A 16,476-nucleotide genomic window follows, 5' to 3' on the forward strand; every position below is an offset into this window, starting at 1 on the left:
TGATAGATATAATGTTCACACATTTACTTTATTAATGCTTCTCGCTGAGCGTTGCCGCATAACGCTCGGTGGATAGGCATTGATGCGTTTCAAAGCTCTGCTAAACACTGCCTGTGAGGCATAGCCGAGGCGGAGAGCGACTGTGTAAATTAAGTTCTTATCGTGAATAATTAAGTGGCCAGCGAGACGCATTCGTACTTCTCTTGCATAGCGTTGGACACGCTGCTGAACGGAGTAATGGTTGTGACGGCCATTGCCACCTCAGTCGCGGCACTGACCCCAAGAAGAAGTCATTTGTTGCGATGACAAGTGGCTTGGAAAACTATATAGACGTGATGAGATCTCAATGGGTATTGCTCACAGCCTTGAAAGAGGAGGTCTTCTTCGAAAAAAAATCAATGGCCTAGTTTTGATTGATAGCTACGCCCTGATCAATAGGTTGGGCTTCGGTGAAGCCCGGAGTGATTTGTGCAATGGGTGTTTGCAGAAAATTGAGAATGCTTAGGCCGAATGACCAAAAATCAGAAAGTCTTTTTGGGGGCGGGAGCGCCATCTTCTGTAAAGCTTGCGGTCCATATGATGGCATACTGGCTTGTGGCGCGACTCTTCTGTCACTAGGCAGCGTACTGTGTACTAAGCATTACGTCCAGACTCGTCTTAAGAAGATGGCACTCATTCCTCGAGGTCAAGAAGCGCGGAAAAAAGACGAAGCGATGCCAGGAGGACAATGGTCAGTGATGATCCAGTAGTCAGCTGGTTTGTATGCGATCATAATATTCGATGATTTGCAGCGCAACTGCAGCAATTTGCACAGCTTCTTCTCTGCTGGTACCGGCTGCTTTTCCCCCGAAACGGTCATGGAGAACGGCCTGATGAAACTCTCCCACTTCCTCCCCAAGGATAGCCCCCCAGATGAAAGGATCCAGATTGCGGTCTGCTCCCCATTTTGCATCCTGCCGTTGCATTTCAGCTAACACATCTTTCAGTGCTTCGGTTTCTTGATGTTTATATTTCATGATTCCCGTTACGTACCCGTCATTTTATGCGCTATCTTAAACATTAAATCTATGCTGAGTCCATTGCGATGACGCATCGCATTTTGTGATTGAACGGTAAGTTTGCTATAAACGTAGCAATGACAAAAATTTAAAGTGGATAATCTTGTACATTACCTTTCAAAGCAAAAAGTTAAGAGCTCTTTGTGAGAGTATGCACAATGCGAATGAGAACCTTGGTGAGAAACTAGCATCCAAGCTACGCGCACGCCTTTCCGATATCACCGTGGCGGACAATATTTTAGCATTGCCCGTCGGTTCGCCGGAGGTATGCTTTGAGGAAGGGGAAGAGTGTATTACAATTACCCTTTTGGGCGATAAAAAAATGGGATTTGTTTGTGGGAATACGATTCAGCCAAAAAATCAAGACAATACGATTGACTGGTCCCAGGTCAGCCGGATACGGTTAGTGTTCATAGGTGATGTGAAATGATGGTAACGCAGGACTTCCAGCCTGACTGGGTATCTCCACCCGGTGATACGATTATAGATCTGATGGATGAACACGGAATTTCTGATGAGGAGTTGAGTAAAAAAATAGGCTTGTCCCTTGATCGGGGTCAGCAACTTCTTGAAGGGAAACTCCGACTGAATCCGTCCCTGGCCGACAAGCTTGAAGAGCTGTTCAGTGTGTCGACGGACTTCTGGATCAGGCGCGAAGATGCTTATCGCAGGCAAATAGAACATATCCAGAAAGTTAACAGCGACTGGCTGGAATCATTGCCCGTACGCGATATGATGGAGTTTGGCTGGATCCCGAAAACCACAACGCGGGAAAGTAAATTCCGACACTGTCTGTCGTTCTTCGGTATACACTCCGTGAGTGAGTTTTATCACAAAATACATTCTGATGCTCCACTGGTCGCCTTTCGTAAATCATTGAATCTGACGACTGAGCCTGTCGCTGATCTGGTATGGCTGACCCGTGCAGAACAGTTGAGTGCAAAACAGGTCTGCGCAGAATGGAATAAAAAGGCGCTGCAGGCGCTTTTGCCGGAGCTTCGTAGAGCAACAAACGAACCTGATATGGGAATTTTTATCCCTCACATTCGGCGGCTTCTCGCGACTGCCGGGGTTTCGCTGATCGTGTTGCCAACGCCCAAGGGATGCCGGGCCAGTGGTGCCACCTGCTTTTTCACTCCAGACCGCGCCACGCTGGTCATGAGTTTCCGCTATCTTACCGATGACCATTTCTGGTTTACGCTGTTTCATGAGATTGGGCATCTCATTCTGCACGAGGCAGTGCAGGTTCGTGCGGAAGGTAAAGAAGGCCTGTCGACAGAAGAGGAAAAAGAAGCCGATACATTTGCTGTAGACGTCCTCATTCCTGAGGAATACAGGCAGCAACTCAGGCGCTATGGTGTTCGGCACTGGAGGGACATCGTCCGCACGGCCCGTAAAATAGGCGTATCAAAAGGGATTGTTCTCGGGTACTTACAACATGAGGGCAACATTCCTTTTTCTCACCTTAACCGGCTTAAGGTGAGATACAGTAAAGAAGACATTGTATAAGTTCAGCCGCCAAAATAGACGTAGCGATCAGGTGACTTCTGCCAGTTACACAGCGCGTCTTCAATGACCTGCATCCTGAGATATGGTGCAGGGATAATTTCGGCAAGTTCAGCCAGTTTATCATTCAGAGTCTCTAGCCTATCACCTGCGCTCCGGCTGTTACTAAACAGCAGCCGACTCCCCTGAAGAGGGCCAGTAGCTCCCTTCAAAAAAGCATGCCCCGGTTCTGCCTCGATGAGTCCGGTTTTTCTTAGCATAGTCAGGTAATCAAATCGGGCGGTTCGTCCGAATGAAACCACCGCATTCAGGCCTGAATACAGCAATTCGAAAAGAGTAGCAGGTGTTGCCGCGAGGCTCCTTGCTTCTGCAAACCGGGCCTCGTGGCTGTATGTTGCACCAATAAATCCGAGATATGAACGAAAAACGACAGGTATAGAACGACGTGAATGATATTTTTTCGTTTCATATTTGCGGTGGTTACCATACTGTCTTAGACTGCTATGTAGGGTCAGCTCATCAGAAACGCTGGCAAACCACTGTTCAAATGCATCAAAGTCATCAGTTATGGCATCCCATGTCCACGTCTGGGTACCTAGTCCACTGTAAATATCGCGGCACAAAACCCAGCCTGTTTTACTACTCCGGCCAAAATGCGTGGCCAGAAAAACCAGCCAGCAGGCTTCGTCATAGTTGTTTTCACGCAGATGCAGACACGCAGCACGAAGAGGATCAAATAAATCTGAGTTTGGCTCTTTTCTTAGCGGATTCATATAATCGGTTCGTGATGTCAGCGTTGACATATAGCGAATGCGGCGAATACTGTCAATAATCTGAAAGGCTAATACATTATAGTGAGCCGCAGAACTCAGTCCGTTTAGGATATGTTTATCGCGACTGAAGTTTTGAAGAGCGGCGACCAACTGGCTTGCCTGACTGTGTCTGTTCATTATATTTTCCCGTCAAAAATAAATCGGTATTCCTGATTATTCAACGCAGTCAGCTCCTGACGGGCCAGCTCGTTGTGTGCCGACGTATGTGAACGTAACAAAAAATGGACTTTTATCACGCGCAGAAGATCCTTCCAGTAGTCACTCAAGGGCGTAGTATCGATATTAAATTCCTTGTTTTCCCGCAGAGCCTTTTCTGCTTCAAGGATGACTGTAATGTCCTTTAAGGATTGAATTTCGGGCATATCACCCATCACCGGCAAGGTACTCATAAAGCCTTCTTGTTGTAGCGCTTTTACTTGTTCAAAATGTTCTTCATAGATATGGAGGCTTGAGACGAAGTGATGATAATACCCCAGTTTGCATCCGGTGAGGCGGGCGACCAGTTCCTGCAACATCGTGAAGGAGAACACATCATGGGGTAAGCCCATAAAGGCATCGTTAGAGCGCATACAGACAAAAAGATGCAATGCATCTTGTCTGACAATAAATTGCAACGATATAGTGCACGGAATATCGGCATATTCTGTCTGCTCTGGATTACCCGTCACCAGATCTGAGGCATCAAACAGTTGTATCAGCGCGCGTCGAGTAGTTCTTTTCTCCTGCAGCAGACTGATGACATTTTCCAACTGATTATACAGCCCGTGCATACTAAATAATCTCGGACCGTATCCCCCGTGTATTCTGCCGTCGGATTCAGCGTATTTTACGTAGCGAGGTATGAAGTGCCGGATGAAATCGAGATCGTTCTGGGCTGAGAGGTACCATAGCAATTCCCCCAGACAGCTGACAATTTTACCGCGGGATTCTGTCCTACTTATTCTGCGGCGAGGATCGGTGAGAATCAGGTAGGCTCCCAGAATTTCAATATTTGCTCCTTTAGTGGGAGTATTCCAGAGTCCGCCAGTAAGGATCGCCTGATGGACATCGTTTAACAGATCGTCAACACATTCAGCCGTCACCAGAAGAGTCATAAACTGCCTGTTATATAATGAATGTAACAAATCATTACCACTAGTGCGATAAATAGTCAACATGCCATTAGTAAAAACAGGGCTATAACCGCTATGACACATATCATCAGGTGCGAGGTTTGACACCCATGTTTCCTCCATTCCCTCTGGAAGCAAAAAATGTTCACGTAGAATAAGAACTGAGGGACGCAGACGCATGCAGGCCACTCGCCAGGGTATTCCTCCAAATGAACTGGCCGGTTTCCTAATATCAGCCATTAAAATAGCGCTGTAAACTTCATTACCAAATGCGGCGCGCCTGTAAGGGCCTGACTACAGGTTTAAACACTGTGCAACCACAAGTCCTAGGTCCGCTCTTCGCTCATAGCGGACCTCCAAATCAGTTAGTTTGTCCGCTCTGTGCCAAGAGCGGAATCTGGAACGCCAGAGGTAGCAACGTTTCTTATCAAAGGTGTTGATCACCACAAAAATGACTGTATCCCTGTGATAGCGGATTTCGTCCTTTGTGGAGAAAAGATCAATCTAAACATGAGCATGGGTTAGCGAAAAGTGGCATTAAACGCTTGAACATTTCACCTAACAAGTATACTGTTTATTTATACAGTACTTGCGTGAGGAGCTAGTTATGAAAGTGGAAATCACAATTGATCGCCAAAAAAAATTGCCGGATGGCGCTGTGCCTGCTCTGGAGAAGGAGCTACTGCGGCGATTGGATCAAAACTTTAATAACTGCAGTCTTGTGATTCGTCGGGCCAGCTCCGATGGTTTGACCGTGCTTGGTGGAATGGACGGAGATAAAAAACGTATTGAGGAAATCCTGCAGGACACCTGGGAAAGCGCTGATGACTGGTTTTGTTAAGTTGAGGTCCAGTGGCTTGCCTGGTTTATTTTGAGGATTTGGCTGTGAGTAAAAAACAAGAAACGCCGAACACCGGCTATGCAATTATCAGATGCGACGATGGGGTGATCGTTGCCCGTCTGACATCCTTTCCTGTGTGTGAGCGCGCTCTGATGTACCGGCGCGGCGACACTGTTTCGTTTATGCCTTTGCAGCCGGATGAGATAGTGGGGACTCTCTCTCTTTTTTCACAGATGATTGAAAAGGCTAGGTCTGGAGTTGGTTACCAGGTTCCCCCTGGTTCTGTTACAATCCCGTCATAGGCCTGAACAACCTATACCTGCTGCGTCACGGAGAGAAGCCATGACGCAAACAACCGAAGTATCAAAATCCCCTCTGACTGGTGCTCCTTCAACGAGCGCCGGTTTACTCTCGTCTTCGAAACTCACTTTTCGACAGCAGGAAGTTTTCGATCTGCTGGTGGCCTACATCAATCAGCATGGCTACCCACCTACGCTATCTGAGCTGGCCGATATGCTCGGCGTTAGCTCGTCTAATGCTGTCCTGTTGCATCTGCGTGCGTTAGAGAGAAAAAATTTCATAAAACTCTCTCGCCGTGTCTCCAGAGGAATTTCCATCGTCGGGCGAAAGGAGCCTATGCTCGCCGTGCAGCTGCTGCCGGAAATGATCGCTGAAGAACCCGGCGCGCGTGAAAGAGCGATTGAGTTTTTGCGACTGTTCGGTGATCAGCCATGAAGAAAAGTTGGTTTTTACACGAGCAGCTTTCAGAGGCTGAGGCTACAGAGCTGGTGGATCGATACCGTAAAAATAACTGTGTGGTTGAGAAGAGCTTATCCAGAGACTTTGCATCGTGGGAGATCCGCGTGTTGTTGCCGGAATCGAAGAAGCCGCCACGGATTGACAGGACCTACATACAGAAGATGTGGAGGGACTGATGCGAGCTTTGCTTAACGTGGATATTGCACGTCATCTTGGAATTGTGCTGCTTAAGCCGGGTAGTGAATTAATGCCGTTATTCGGTGCCGGCCGAGTTCTTGTTGAAATACCGCCGGCAAGCATGAAAAAGATACCCAGTGGACGTCTTCCTGATGCCCGGCAGCCGTTGCGGGATGATATGGTGATCAGACCTTTTTTCATGAAGAAGGCAGTTATCACTGCAGCTGGTGGGGTTAGTGCCCTCGAGTCATGGTTGCGTAGGCAGGTTAAAAACTGTCAGTGGACACATTCCGATTACCATCACCATGAGCTCGTCCCGTTTCGCCATTCGACGGGTGTAATAATCGCATGCTGGCACTGTGATAATGAGCTGAAAAACCAAACGGAACACACCCTCGATCAACTGGTAGGTGTTAATAACGCTGACTGGGTAATCGACACTGCCCGCATCGCGCTTGGGCTGGACGCTCAGCGATCATTGTCACTGGCGGAGCTATGCTGGTGGGCGGTAGGCGCCGGGATTGGCGATGAAATTACAGAAGAAATGGCGCGCCGATCCCTGCGTATTAAAGACGATGGCATTAAATCTGTTTACAGGGAGAGTGAGATCGTTCCGTCGGTACCGGCCACCAGCATTCTTTCTCCCCGTATCGAAAAAGCAATCAGGCCAACGGCAAAAACAACGCCGGGCAAACCTCTGGTTCCTGTGAACGTCGATCCTGTTGCACCGGCGACACTATTCGCGAGACCTAAGCGGAGCCGATGGTTATCAGCTGACTTTATCTCATGGGTTAAAAAACAGCCGTGTATGTGCTGTGGGCAGCCTGCAGATGATGCCCATCATCTTATTGGCTGGGGGCAGGGCGGCGTAGGCACCAAGGCCCACGATATTTTTACGATCCCATTATGCCGCAAGCACCACCGTGCTTTGCACCATGACCCTGCCGCTTTTGAGCGTGAATACGGCACCCAGCCGGTATTGATTATTAAATTGCTGGACCGGGCATACGCGCTCGGCGTTCTGGCGTAGTAAGGAGAAGAACAGAATGACACCACGTCAACGCCGTCTACACCGTGCAGGATTAGAAACAGTGGCCGCCGCCCCGCGCAAAAGCTGGCTGGGCCGATTCACTCCCCTTAATGGCATTCAGTCCGCCTGGATAAAATCTCTGCTTACTGTATGGGGAGAAGGTATGAGAGGAGGTGCGGCCCCTCGCAAACCATCAGGACATTCATGCTGGCGAGGTATGAAGGGTGATCACTGGTCAGATAGAGCATTAGAGCGCTTTACGGCAGCAATTGAGCAGGCAAGGAGTGAAGGCTATCGCGGGCGGCAGGCACTAAGCAGGGCGCATGCCATTTTGTGGCCAAAACCTGCAACTGTGGCCATTGACGCTGCGATCACTGAGGATGATGTTGAATTTGTTGAACGATGTGTACTGGCGATATTTGAAACGGGTGATCCTGTTTATCTCGTTGGCGTTAACTATTACACCACCCGCAAAAAAATCTCAGACATAACACGGGAAATACAGCTGGTGGCGCCATGGTTAACAGACAGTGAGGCCCGGAAAAGAGTGCGCTGGTGTCTTGAAATATTCAGAGCAAAAGCTTTCCTTTCTGTTCATAAGGCGATTCATGCGGATTAGCAAAAAGTGCTATGTTGACTTTTTGGTATTGAAAATGGGCCAGAAAGTTAGATAATCCCTTCATGCTTGGCAGAGCTGCGCCACTCGGCAGCGACAAAAAGCGACAATCTGAATATAACGAAGACCCCGCCCGTGCGGGGTTTTTGCTTTCCGGCGATACGACAGGGGTATTCGCGAGATGCGCTGCATCAATACCCCTGTCATATCGTCGTATTGCATACGCAATCTCACATGCTTCAGCATTCACCGAGGATTTTTAATGATTTTTTTGAAGATCTCTAGGGCTTCGGTTGTTAACTGATCATGTTCGATAAAGTAACTGTCACATGCTGCCTACTTTTGAGCAGGGGATAGATTAGGGTTGCTTGTTAATTCAGCGGTTTTAGCTGCTATTTCTGCCAAACGTTCAAAAATCTCTGAAATTCTTTGGTTATCAGTAGATAGCATTTTACTTACCTCGTATTTACCTGATATCAGTGGGTGACTGCATTGAGTCAGGGCTTTGCAATAGCTTCAAGTATCAGAATGCATACAATTTAAGTGGGCTGTTGCTGGCTTATATTATGGCAGAGGCGCTGGCGGTATGGTCAGATATTGACACTTTGATTGTTTGCATCCTAAATTATTGATGTGGTGAATCCCCCTATGCGGAGGGGCGACCAGTCAGTTACAGAAACCTGTAAATGCAGCGCGGGCCATGCCGACTGGGGCATGCTCACCGGGAGGCACCCGGCACCACACTGTCACTAAGCATATTGAATATTTCATAGTGGGTTTACTTTTGCGGTTGCCCTGCTATGTTTATAGAACGTAAAGGCAAAAGTGAATGCTTCCTGGTAAATCGGTAGCTCGGACTATTAGGTGCACCTTCCTTTCGTTACAGCCTTGGTTGCCAATTTTCTTCCCGCTTCTCTGGCGGGTTTTTTTTGCTCGTAATCTGCCCAAATAAATCATCAAAACAAGGAAGGCGATGGATTCATTTGCAGGAACTCCTTTCCCCTTCAACGGAGTGAGGCTCAAAGCAATAAGAAGCGGAACAGAAGGATGCTTTACGCCGAAAAATTAGGTCATAGCGACGTTTGGCATTGAAGAGACGTTATTGAGATGTTAAGTTTTATGGGTGGTGAATCCCCCTGAGCGGAGGGGCGTAAACAGTATTGTTTTATTGCTAAACCGAATGCGCGAGTCATGGTGGCTGACCAAAGGCTTACCGGGAGGCACCCGGCACCACAACTTCACCTCAAGCCCACGTTAACGCGTAGGCTGTTCTTTTCCAGCGGATCTATTCAAAGGCTGCGCATTTGCGTGGCCTTTTTCATTTCAGGCTCACGGGAATCATCATCGATACGGCTCGTTGTTAAATCAGCCCGATGGGCCTGACCCCCTACACGCACAAAGCACCCCGTTAATCCGGAGGTGGAGTATGTATCGAATGGACAAGCTAACAACAGGTATTGCCTACGGAACGTCCGCAGGTAACGCGGGGTTCTGGATGTTGCAATTGCTCGACAAAGTATCCCCATCCCAGTGGGCCGCTATTGGTGTTCTGGGAAGTCTGGTATTTGGCTTGCTGACATACCTGACGAATCTGTATTTCAAAATTAAAGAAGACCGGCGAAAAGCTGTGCGAGGTGAATAATGTCTCCGACACTACGTAAAAGCGTTCTTGCTGCAGTCGGCGGTGGAGCCTTTGCGATTGCCTCTGCACTCATTACTGGCCCGACGGGTAATGATGGGCTTGAGGGAGTGCGATACGACCCTTATCAGGATGTGGTAGGTGTCTGGACGGTTTGCTACGGCCACACAGGTAAAGACATCATGCTCGGCAAAACCTATACCGAGGCAGAGTGTCGGGCGCTACTAAATAAAGACCTGAATACCGTCGCCAGGCAGATCAACCCTTACATCAAAAAACCGATCCCAGAAACTATGCGTGGGGCTTTGTACTCGTTCGCCTATAACGTCGGAACTGGTAACTTCCAGACCTCCACACTGCTTCGCAAAATCAACCAGGGTGACCCTAAAGGAGCGTGCGATCAACTGCTCCGCTGGACCTATGCCAAAGGTAAGCAGTGGAAAGGACTTATTACCCGGAGGGAAGTTGAGCGTGAAGTTTGTTTATGGGAGCAAAGATGAGTCGCTTAACCGCCGTTATCATCGCTATAACAATCCTGCTGGCCTCTAACGTGATTTCGTGGCGCTCAGGCTGGAGTTCTCACGCTGATCACATCAATGCTCAAGCTTCAAAGAAGAGAGAGAAGGCCGAGAGTACCATTAAGCCTGTAGAGGAAAAGGCCGCTACTGCTAACGAAGCGGGTAAGGTCATCTACAAAACAATAACCCGTGACGTGGTGAAATATGTTCAGTCTCCGAATCGTATTGTATGCAGGTTTGATGATGATGCTGTGCAGCTGCGTCAGCGCGCCATCGATGCTGCCAACTCCATCCCCGGATTTGATGAGCCCGCCGTGCAAAGCAAGTGACGCCGCGAAGGACAGCGACGAAGATCTGCAGGCTGATATTGAAAGCACTCAGTGCTTGCGGCAACTGAGATTGGATAAGTACCGCTGGCAGGCTTATTATAAAGCGATAGCCCGATAGGTTATTTTCTTGTTGAATTCAGTCCCTGCCTTGCTTATACCCTACCCAAAAATGAGTAGGTTGGTTGTGATTAGAAAATGTTATGCAAGAATGTCTGATCCAGCTTCAGGTGACAAACTGTCATTGGAAGTACTTGTATCAGATGGTGGACTTAAGATTTTATCTATTATTTTAATAAAGGAGTGGGACTCTCTCTCATGGTATAAAAGATAAGCAAGGTAAGTATATTTTACGAGGTGAACAGAATGCTGGGAATATCAATCTTGTCAGAGATGACACGATTGATTACACTCTTTGGGTGGTTAATAATTACACCGATGGAAATGGTGATTACGATGAATCCTCCCCTATGCTTTGCGCATTGTGCGAGGGGCAGATACTCATTATCTAATGCAAAAATACTTTTATAAGAAAACCATTAAGGCTTGATGAGCTCAGGTTTGAATATAACTAATCATCATACGCGCCTTATATGTTCGAAGGACATAACAACTCTTAGGTATCCTGTTTATGGATATCCTGGAAATGTGCTGCTGGTGGGCTTAGTTCTTGGAGTCTTTTGTCCAGCAGTTTCAGGTTATAAAAAACCCCGTGGAGTAAATCCGACAGATTGACGGGGTGCTGCAGGGGCAGCCAATGTAGGAGTATAGTCAGATTGCGGGATGTTTTTCTACTGGTTTTGAGAAAAAATGGAAGGCCAGATACTACAGGAAGTGGCTCATCCCTAAGCTCACAGGTAGAACGACGGACTTTGTCGTGGCAGAGCAAAGTCATTAGATAGTTTAGACAACACTCCGGATATAACAAGCGTAGCGGGTGTAAATCAGTTAACGGAGCTCAGCGGCTAAGGCATCAAGCATTCACTAAGTGGCTTTGATAATGCTATAGTTCGCCAGAAAGAACAGATTGCATGGTGTCATGCGATACAGCTCATATTTAGAACGTCAGGGTTAAGTTAGCGGTGAATATAACTATTAATAGTGGGTTTTTTGGTTATTTGCTTTTTTTATTGACTATGTGGCCAGTTTTTATAACGATGTGTCTAGCAATGTCTATAGCATTTTACGGAGTGCTAATGAAGAAGACTGCACTTGCCTGGCTGCTTTCTGCTTTATTTTTTGGCATATTTGGGGGGCTGTATGGGTATTAACTTACTGATATTGAGGTTTTTTTGAAGCCTGCAAGAATTCATTGCAGTCGTCATCCATCGAATTCATGTATGCTGATAAGGATTTTTAAAGGAAAAGGAATGGATGATGAATACCCAGAAGCTTCTGGATACATACATGTTAGTTGGTGCCGGTCTTTCTCGCGTCAAATATGAGATTTTCACGGGAGATGAAGGGTCATATGCATTTATTACGATTTATGCATATGAGCCTCATTTCCATATTAAGGGCTATGATTCCTTAAAGTTAGACGAAACTGTTGATGTCAGATCTCAGATCGAAGGGCATTTCGCATATACCTACCAGTAGCCAAAACCATATTTCTGAATCTACAGCCCCGCTTATGCGGGGCTTTTTATTGGGGTGAATATGGCATCAAGTTCACCCAAGTTCACCCTGGCATCATCCCTGTAACACAAAACGGTGTTAACGACTGCGTTATCACTAACTTCGGAAAAAGTTATGCCTCCACGCGCTAAACGACCTTGCCGGCACAAAGGATGCACGGCAGTAACGAATGATGTCAGTGGGTTCTGTGAGATCCATCGGCAGCAACACGCCGGTGATGGCTGGCGTAACTATCAGCCCGGAAAAACTCGGCATGAACGTGGTTATGGTCGTCCGTGGGAAATTAAACGGGCCCGTATCATGAAGAGGGATAAATACCTTTGTCAGAACTGCAGGCGAGACGGTATTGCCACGAAAGCTTCAAGTGTCGACCACATCATTCCTAAAGCTCATGGTGGTACCGATGATGACTTTAATCTGGAGTCATTGTGCTGGACCTGCCACAGCAAGAAAACAGCAACAGAGAGAACCCGATGAAGAGTTTCAAAATTGAATACGTTGATGGCGTTTTGACCGTTCTGGAGACTGATGGTCAGTCACGAATGAATGAAGCCGTGCATGGCATCCATTTTGAGCATGTCCAGGGCGGCCGCCCACTGCTGAAACTGACGATTGCGCATGATATTGCACCGGCACCGGCTGCTGAGTCGGCCCAGGAACCTTTAGTGGGTGAGCTGGTACAGGATCAACAATCTCCGTTTCCCGGCGGTCGTCGTTCCCGCCATCGTAGGGGAGGTAAGCAATGATGTATAAACGCACGGATCTGACGCTCTCCATGTTCTATGCATCCAGCGCTGATGCAGACGGGAACAAAGTGGCTACGTTGACGATGCAGGTAATTGCAGCAGAGGTTGGAGCCGTCCAGACCAGCCAGCTGCGATGTATAACCGATAGCGCGAAGAAAAAAACGTATAGCGTAGGTGAACAATCTGTCAGTAATGGTTCCGATCCGTTGCTGGTCGCGATTGAGAATTACTGGCGTCAGAGCACGGATGTCGTCGTTAAAGGATTGATCGCCGAGGTGACCGACTTCATCGCAGGGAACATCAACTCAGTTAGCACCTGGATTGGTCAGTTTGGGATGAAGGTTTTCGAGAACCAGCCATTAGATGAACGGCTTCCAGAAAGCGTACTGCAGGCCGATGGAGGATCTGCTACAGCGACAGGATCCTGACAGCCGGTATAACAACTGGTGTTCATTGAACGTCTGATATATGCCGGCCCACGCAGTGCGAACCGTATTCGCCGCCGGCGCAGCCGGAATGACGACCTCCACCTCGACTGAGGCAGCTGCAGCCAGGGGGAAGGGGGGATCAAATCCCTGACCCCTTTCGCACTTCGGGACTGCCCGTTGAAGTCTATTTTTACACGCCAGAAATAAGAAACTTTTTTCCGGAAGGTTTCATCTATCAAAGGAACGTTTATGGCCGGAGGAATTCGATCGTCCGGTGGTGGCCGAAAACCCACTTTACCCACCGGGCAAAAAAGCAAATTAACACGTATTGCGCCTCCCGCTGAGTTAATGGGGGAGGCGGCAATAATAATGTGGAAGACGCAAAGCAAAATACTCATCGACCGAGGGGTGTTTGAGCTGGAGGACGCACCTTTGTTACTGGCTTACTGCAATGCTTTTCATCTGATGCTCGAAGCCGAAAAAATGCTGGCCAGCGGACTGACCTCAGAAAGTGAAATGGGGGGGCTGAAAAAACACCCTGCAGTTAATGTCCGGAATGACTCGGTTTCCCAGCTTGCCCGCCTGGGCTCTCTGTTGGGGTTAGATCCGCTCAGTCGTCTTCGCATGACCAGCGGACAAAAGGATCCGGACGATGACGGGAATGAATTCGATGAGTTTGACTGATGGCAACCTATCCGAACGTCAATGCAGCGAACCAGTATGCGCGGGATATCGTTGGCGGGAAGATTCTGGCGTGTCAGTTAACGATACTTGCCTGTCAGCGACATCTGGACGACCTCGAACGAGCAAAGGATCCCCACTGGCCCTACCGCTTCGATAAAAACAAAGCAGAACGATTTCTTCGTTTTGCCCAGAAAATGCCTCATACCTCAGGGGAATGGGCCCGGCGTAAACTCCGGATTGAATTTGAAGCCTGGCAGAAGTTCGCTCTTGGCGTACCGTTTGGATGGGTACACAAGAAGACAGGCCTGCGTCGTTTCTCTGAAATCTATATCGAGGTGCCCAGGAAGAACGGGAAATCCGCTATTGCCGCTGCTGTAGGAAATTATATGTTTTGTGCAGATGGCGAGCATGGTGCAGAAGTCTATTGCGGCGCCACGACTGAAAAACAGGCATGGAAGGTATTTTCTCCGGCGCTGCAAATGGTGAAAAAGCTGCCGGCATTGCGGCAAAAATTCTCGATAAAACCCTGGGCAAAAAAAATGACGCGCCCTGACGGTTCGGTTTTTGCGCCTGTGATCGGTGACCCGGGGGATGGTGATTCGCCATCATGCGCCATCATTGATGAATATCACGAACATACTACTGATGCGCTTTACACCACCATGACCACCGGTATGGGGGCTCGTGAACAACCGATGACACTGATCATCACCACTGCCGGCTATGACATTACATCCCCTTGCTATGAAAAGCGTACTCAGGTTGTAGAGATCCTGCGGAGAACCCGTAATGGCGAGGAAAATGAAACCATATTTGGTCTGATTTATGGCCTTGATGACGATGATGACTGGACGACTCCTGAGGCATTAATCAAGGCAAACCCCAACTATGGCATTTCGGTAAAAGCAGATTTTCTCCGGGCTAAACAATTATTGGGTATGTCGACGCCCGGGCAGACAAACAAGATTCTGACCAAGCATTTCAATCGCTGGGTAAGCGCAAAATCAGCTTATTACGACCTGAGAAAATGGATGGATGCAGCCGATAAAAACCTTAAGTTGTCAGATTTTGAAGGGGAAGAATGCTGGCTGGGTATCGATCTGGCCTCGAAAGTTGACCTCAATGCCGTGGTTCCAGTTTTTCGTCGTGAAATAGACGGAATAACACATTTTTACTGTGTTTCTCCTCTGTTTTGGGCACCAGAAGAAACCATTTACTCGCAGGAGACCGCGCTGAAAAGTACCGCAGAACGTTATCAGTCCTTTGTCCGGCAGGGTAAGTTGATCCCGACCGATGGTGGCGAAGTTGATTACAGGCTGATATTTGAAACGATCCTGAAGCTGCGGAATACCGTAAAAATTGCCCAATGCCCCATTGATCCTTATGGCGCGACTTCATTACGTCACATGCTTGAGGAAGAGGGGCTTGAGCCTGTCGAGATAAGACAAAATTTTACCCATATGAGTGATCCTATGAGAGAGATTGAGGCTGCGCTCATCTCGGGGAGATTCCATCATGACGGACACCCTGTCATGAACTGGTGTATTTCCAATATCGTCGGCCAGTACCTTCCCGGAAGTGACGATATTGTGCGTCCCGGGAAAGAAGGGCGGCAGAACAAGATAGATGGTGCGGTTGGTTTAATGATGGGGCTGGGGCGCGCCATGCTTAACAGTTCAGTGATAACATCCGTATACGATGAGGAAGATATAGCATGCTAATTTCAGTTCTGAGTTTTATTGTCGGCCTCACTGGTGCTGGATTGTTATCCGCAGGTGCCTGGCTTATTTCTCCATCAGTGGGATTGATAACAGGAGGGATTATTTGTCTGGGCTGGTCATATATGACAACCCGGGCCTTTTCCTCCGGCGTCAGCAATGGCGGAGGTAAATAATGTTCCTACCCCAGATGTTCAGGGGCCGACAATACTCGGGTAATAGCTTCTGGGAAGCTATGCTGGGCGGGGTTCGTTCAAGCCAGAGCAAAACTGGCATCATAATCACGCCGGAAACCGCTCTGGGACTTTCAGCGGTCCGGGCCTGTGTCACCCTCCTGGCTGAGTCCGTTGCGCAGCTGCCGTGCGAACTTTACCGGCGGGATAAAAATGGCGGGCGCCAGCGTGCGACGGACCACCCGGTTTATGACCTGATTCACTCCCAGCCCAACAGGAAAGACACCTCATTCGAGTATTTCGAGCAGCAGCAGGGGTTGCTGGGGCTGGAGGGAAATTGCTACTCGATCATCGAACGGGACGGAAAAGGCTACCCGAAAGAGCTGATCCCCATTAACCCGAAAAAGGTCATTGTGCTTAAAGGGCCGGACGGTATGCCGTATTACCAACTCCCGGAAGTCGGCGAAATTCTGCCGATGCGCATGATGCACCATGTGAAGGTCTTTTCTCTGGATGGCTATATCGGCAGTTCCCCCATTCAGACGAACGCCGATGTTCTGGGGCTGAATCTGGCGGTTGAGGAGCATGCGGCCGCGACATTCCGGCGCGGGACAACGATGAGCGGGGTGATAGAGCGTCCGAAAGAGGCTGCGACCATTAAAAGCCAGGATGCT

General features: G+C 48.5%; 22 protein-coding genes and 1 pseudogene. 19 read left to right on the forward strand and 4 right to left on the reverse strand.

All coding sequences use genetic code 11. The features are described from left to right. Positions 1-15 precede the first annotated feature (15 nt). Positions 16-216: pseudogene (locus KHQ28_RS12435) on the reverse strand (helix-turn-helix domain-containing protein); the annotation flags it as partial. A gap of 533 nt (positions 217-749) precedes the next feature. Next, a complete protein-coding gene (locus tag KHQ28_RS12440) occupies positions 750-1,016 on the reverse strand; it encodes a MazG-like family protein (protein WP_040240587.1) in 267 nt (88 codons plus the stop codon). 145 nt (positions 1,017-1,161) lie between these two features. Here KHQ28_RS12440 and KHQ28_RS12445 point away from each other — a divergent pair, with 145 nt between their 5' ends. Together KHQ28_RS12445 and KHQ28_RS12450 are read left to right on the forward strand one after the other, a co-directional pair. Further along, positions 1,162-1,488: a hypothetical protein gene (locus tag KHQ28_RS12445; protein ID WP_040240584.1), complete on the forward strand. Its 327-nt coding sequence runs from the start codon at positions 1,162-1,164 to the stop codon at positions 1,486-1,488. Beyond that, positions 1,485-2,567, forward strand: coding sequence for an ImmA/IrrE family metallo-endopeptidase (locus KHQ28_RS12450; RefSeq protein WP_048276840.1), 1,083 nt, complete (start codon positions 1,485-1,487; stop codon positions 2,565-2,567). The genes KHQ28_RS12445 and KHQ28_RS12450 overlap by 4 nt, the downstream gene beginning before the upstream one ends. 2 nt (positions 2,568-2,569) lie before the next feature. On the opposite strand, the gene KHQ28_RS12455 is transcribed toward KHQ28_RS12450, so the two are convergent. Next, a complete protein-coding gene (locus tag KHQ28_RS12455; protein ID WP_040240580.1) occupies positions 2,570-3,514 on the reverse strand; it encodes a hypothetical protein in 945 nt (314 codons plus the stop codon). Then, complete coding sequence (locus KHQ28_RS12460) at positions 3,514-4,617, reverse strand: thymidylate synthase (protein WP_225624925.1); 1,104 nt, start codon at positions 4,615-4,617, stop codon at positions 3,514-3,516. The genes KHQ28_RS12455 and KHQ28_RS12460 overlap by 1 nt, the downstream gene beginning before the upstream one ends. Before the next feature lie 499 nt (positions 4,618-5,116). Here KHQ28_RS12460 and KHQ28_RS12465 point away from each other — a divergent pair, with 499 nt between their 5' ends. The 17 genes from KHQ28_RS12465 to KHQ28_RS12540 form a co-directional block, all read left to right on the forward strand. After that, a complete protein-coding gene (locus KHQ28_RS12465) occupies positions 5,117-5,350 on the forward strand; it encodes a DinI family protein (protein WP_023279529.1) in 234 nt (77 codons plus the stop codon). A 44-nt stretch (positions 5,351-5,394) separates the two neighbouring features. Beyond that, a complete protein-coding gene (locus KHQ28_RS12470) occupies positions 5,395-5,652 on the forward strand; it encodes a hypothetical protein (RefSeq protein ID WP_071890454.1) in 258 nt (85 codons plus the stop codon). Positions 5,653-5,692: 40 nt separating this feature from the next. Beyond that, positions 5,693-6,085 carry a DNA-binding protein gene (locus KHQ28_RS12475; RefSeq protein ID WP_048276842.1) on the forward strand — a complete coding sequence of 131 codons (393 nt, stop codon included), beginning with the start codon at positions 5,693-5,695 and terminating at the stop codon, positions 6,083-6,085. After that, a complete protein-coding gene (locus KHQ28_RS29605; RefSeq protein WP_032735234.1) occupies positions 6,082-6,285 on the forward strand; it encodes a hypothetical protein in 204 nt (67 codons plus the stop codon). Before KHQ28_RS12475 ends, KHQ28_RS29605 begins: the two co-directional genes overlap by 4 nt. Beyond that, on the forward strand, positions 6,285-7,316 hold the full coding sequence (locus KHQ28_RS12480) for a DUF968 domain-containing protein (RefSeq protein WP_048276843.1): 1,032 nt from the start codon (positions 6,285-6,287) through the stop codon (positions 7,314-7,316). The genes KHQ28_RS29605 and KHQ28_RS12480 overlap by 1 nt, the downstream gene beginning before the upstream one ends. A 16-nt stretch (positions 7,317-7,332) precedes the next feature. Further along, positions 7,333-7,935, forward strand: a complete 603-nt coding sequence (locus KHQ28_RS12485; RefSeq protein ID WP_023342896.1) for a hypothetical protein — start codon at positions 7,333-7,335, stop codon at positions 7,933-7,935. Between the two features lie 1,423 nt (positions 7,936-9,358). Next, on the forward strand, positions 9,359-9,574 hold the full coding sequence (locus KHQ28_RS12490; protein ID WP_017880269.1) for a class II holin family protein: 216 nt from the start codon (positions 9,359-9,361) through the stop codon (positions 9,572-9,574). Then, positions 9,574-10,071, forward strand: coding sequence for a lysozyme (locus tag KHQ28_RS12495; RefSeq protein ID WP_023279523.1), 498 nt, complete (start codon positions 9,574-9,576; stop codon positions 10,069-10,071). Before KHQ28_RS12490 ends, KHQ28_RS12495 begins: the two co-directional genes overlap by 1 nt. Further along, complete coding sequence (locus KHQ28_RS12500; RefSeq protein ID WP_017898986.1) at positions 10,068-10,418, forward strand: hypothetical protein; 351 nt, start codon at positions 10,068-10,070, stop codon at positions 10,416-10,418. Before KHQ28_RS12495 ends, KHQ28_RS12500 begins: the two co-directional genes overlap by 4 nt. A 1,371-nt stretch (positions 10,419-11,789) precedes the next feature. Further along, positions 11,790-12,014 (forward strand): hypothetical protein, encoded by a 225-nt coding sequence (locus tag KHQ28_RS12505; protein ID WP_023342895.1) that lies wholly within the window; start codon positions 11,790-11,792, stop codon positions 12,012-12,014. A 153-nt stretch (positions 12,015-12,167) separates the two neighbouring features. Next, entirely contained in the window at positions 12,168-12,530 is a 363-nt protein-coding gene (locus tag KHQ28_RS12510; protein ID WP_017898990.1) for an HNH endonuclease, read from the forward strand. Next, a complete protein-coding gene (locus tag KHQ28_RS12515; protein WP_014228902.1) occupies positions 12,482-12,799 on the forward strand; it encodes a hypothetical protein in 318 nt (105 codons plus the stop codon). Before KHQ28_RS12510 ends, KHQ28_RS12515 begins: the two co-directional genes overlap by 49 nt. Continuing rightward, positions 12,796-13,227, forward strand: a complete 432-nt coding sequence (locus tag KHQ28_RS12520; protein WP_017898991.1) for a hypothetical protein — start codon at positions 12,796-12,798, stop codon at positions 13,225-13,227. The genes KHQ28_RS12515 and KHQ28_RS12520 overlap by 4 nt, the downstream gene beginning before the upstream one ends. A gap of 249 nt (positions 13,228-13,476) precedes the next feature. Next, the gene (locus tag KHQ28_RS12525; protein ID WP_211777612.1) at positions 13,477-13,911 is read left to right on the forward strand and encodes a phage terminase small subunit P27 family; all 435 of its coding nucleotides are present in this window, start codon (positions 13,477-13,479) and stop codon (positions 13,909-13,911) included. After that, a complete protein-coding gene (locus KHQ28_RS12530; protein ID WP_048276844.1) occupies positions 13,911-15,632 on the forward strand; it encodes a terminase large subunit in 1,722 nt (573 codons plus the stop codon). Before KHQ28_RS12525 ends, KHQ28_RS12530 begins: the two co-directional genes overlap by 1 nt. Continuing rightward, complete coding sequence (locus KHQ28_RS12535; protein ID WP_017898992.1) at positions 15,626-15,805, forward strand: hypothetical protein; 180 nt, start codon at positions 15,626-15,628, stop codon at positions 15,803-15,805. The genes KHQ28_RS12530 and KHQ28_RS12535 overlap by 7 nt, the downstream gene beginning before the upstream one ends. Then, positions 15,805-16,476: phage portal protein (locus tag KHQ28_RS12540; RefSeq protein WP_211777613.1), on the forward strand; the 672-nt coding region annotated here is incomplete at its 3' end. The genes KHQ28_RS12535 and KHQ28_RS12540, both read left to right, overlap by 1 nt.

The organism is Klebsiella sp. 28 (assembly GCF_018223905.1).
Lineage (GTDB): Bacteria > Pseudomonadota > Gammaproteobacteria > Enterobacterales > Enterobacteriaceae > Klebsiella > Klebsiella pneumoniae.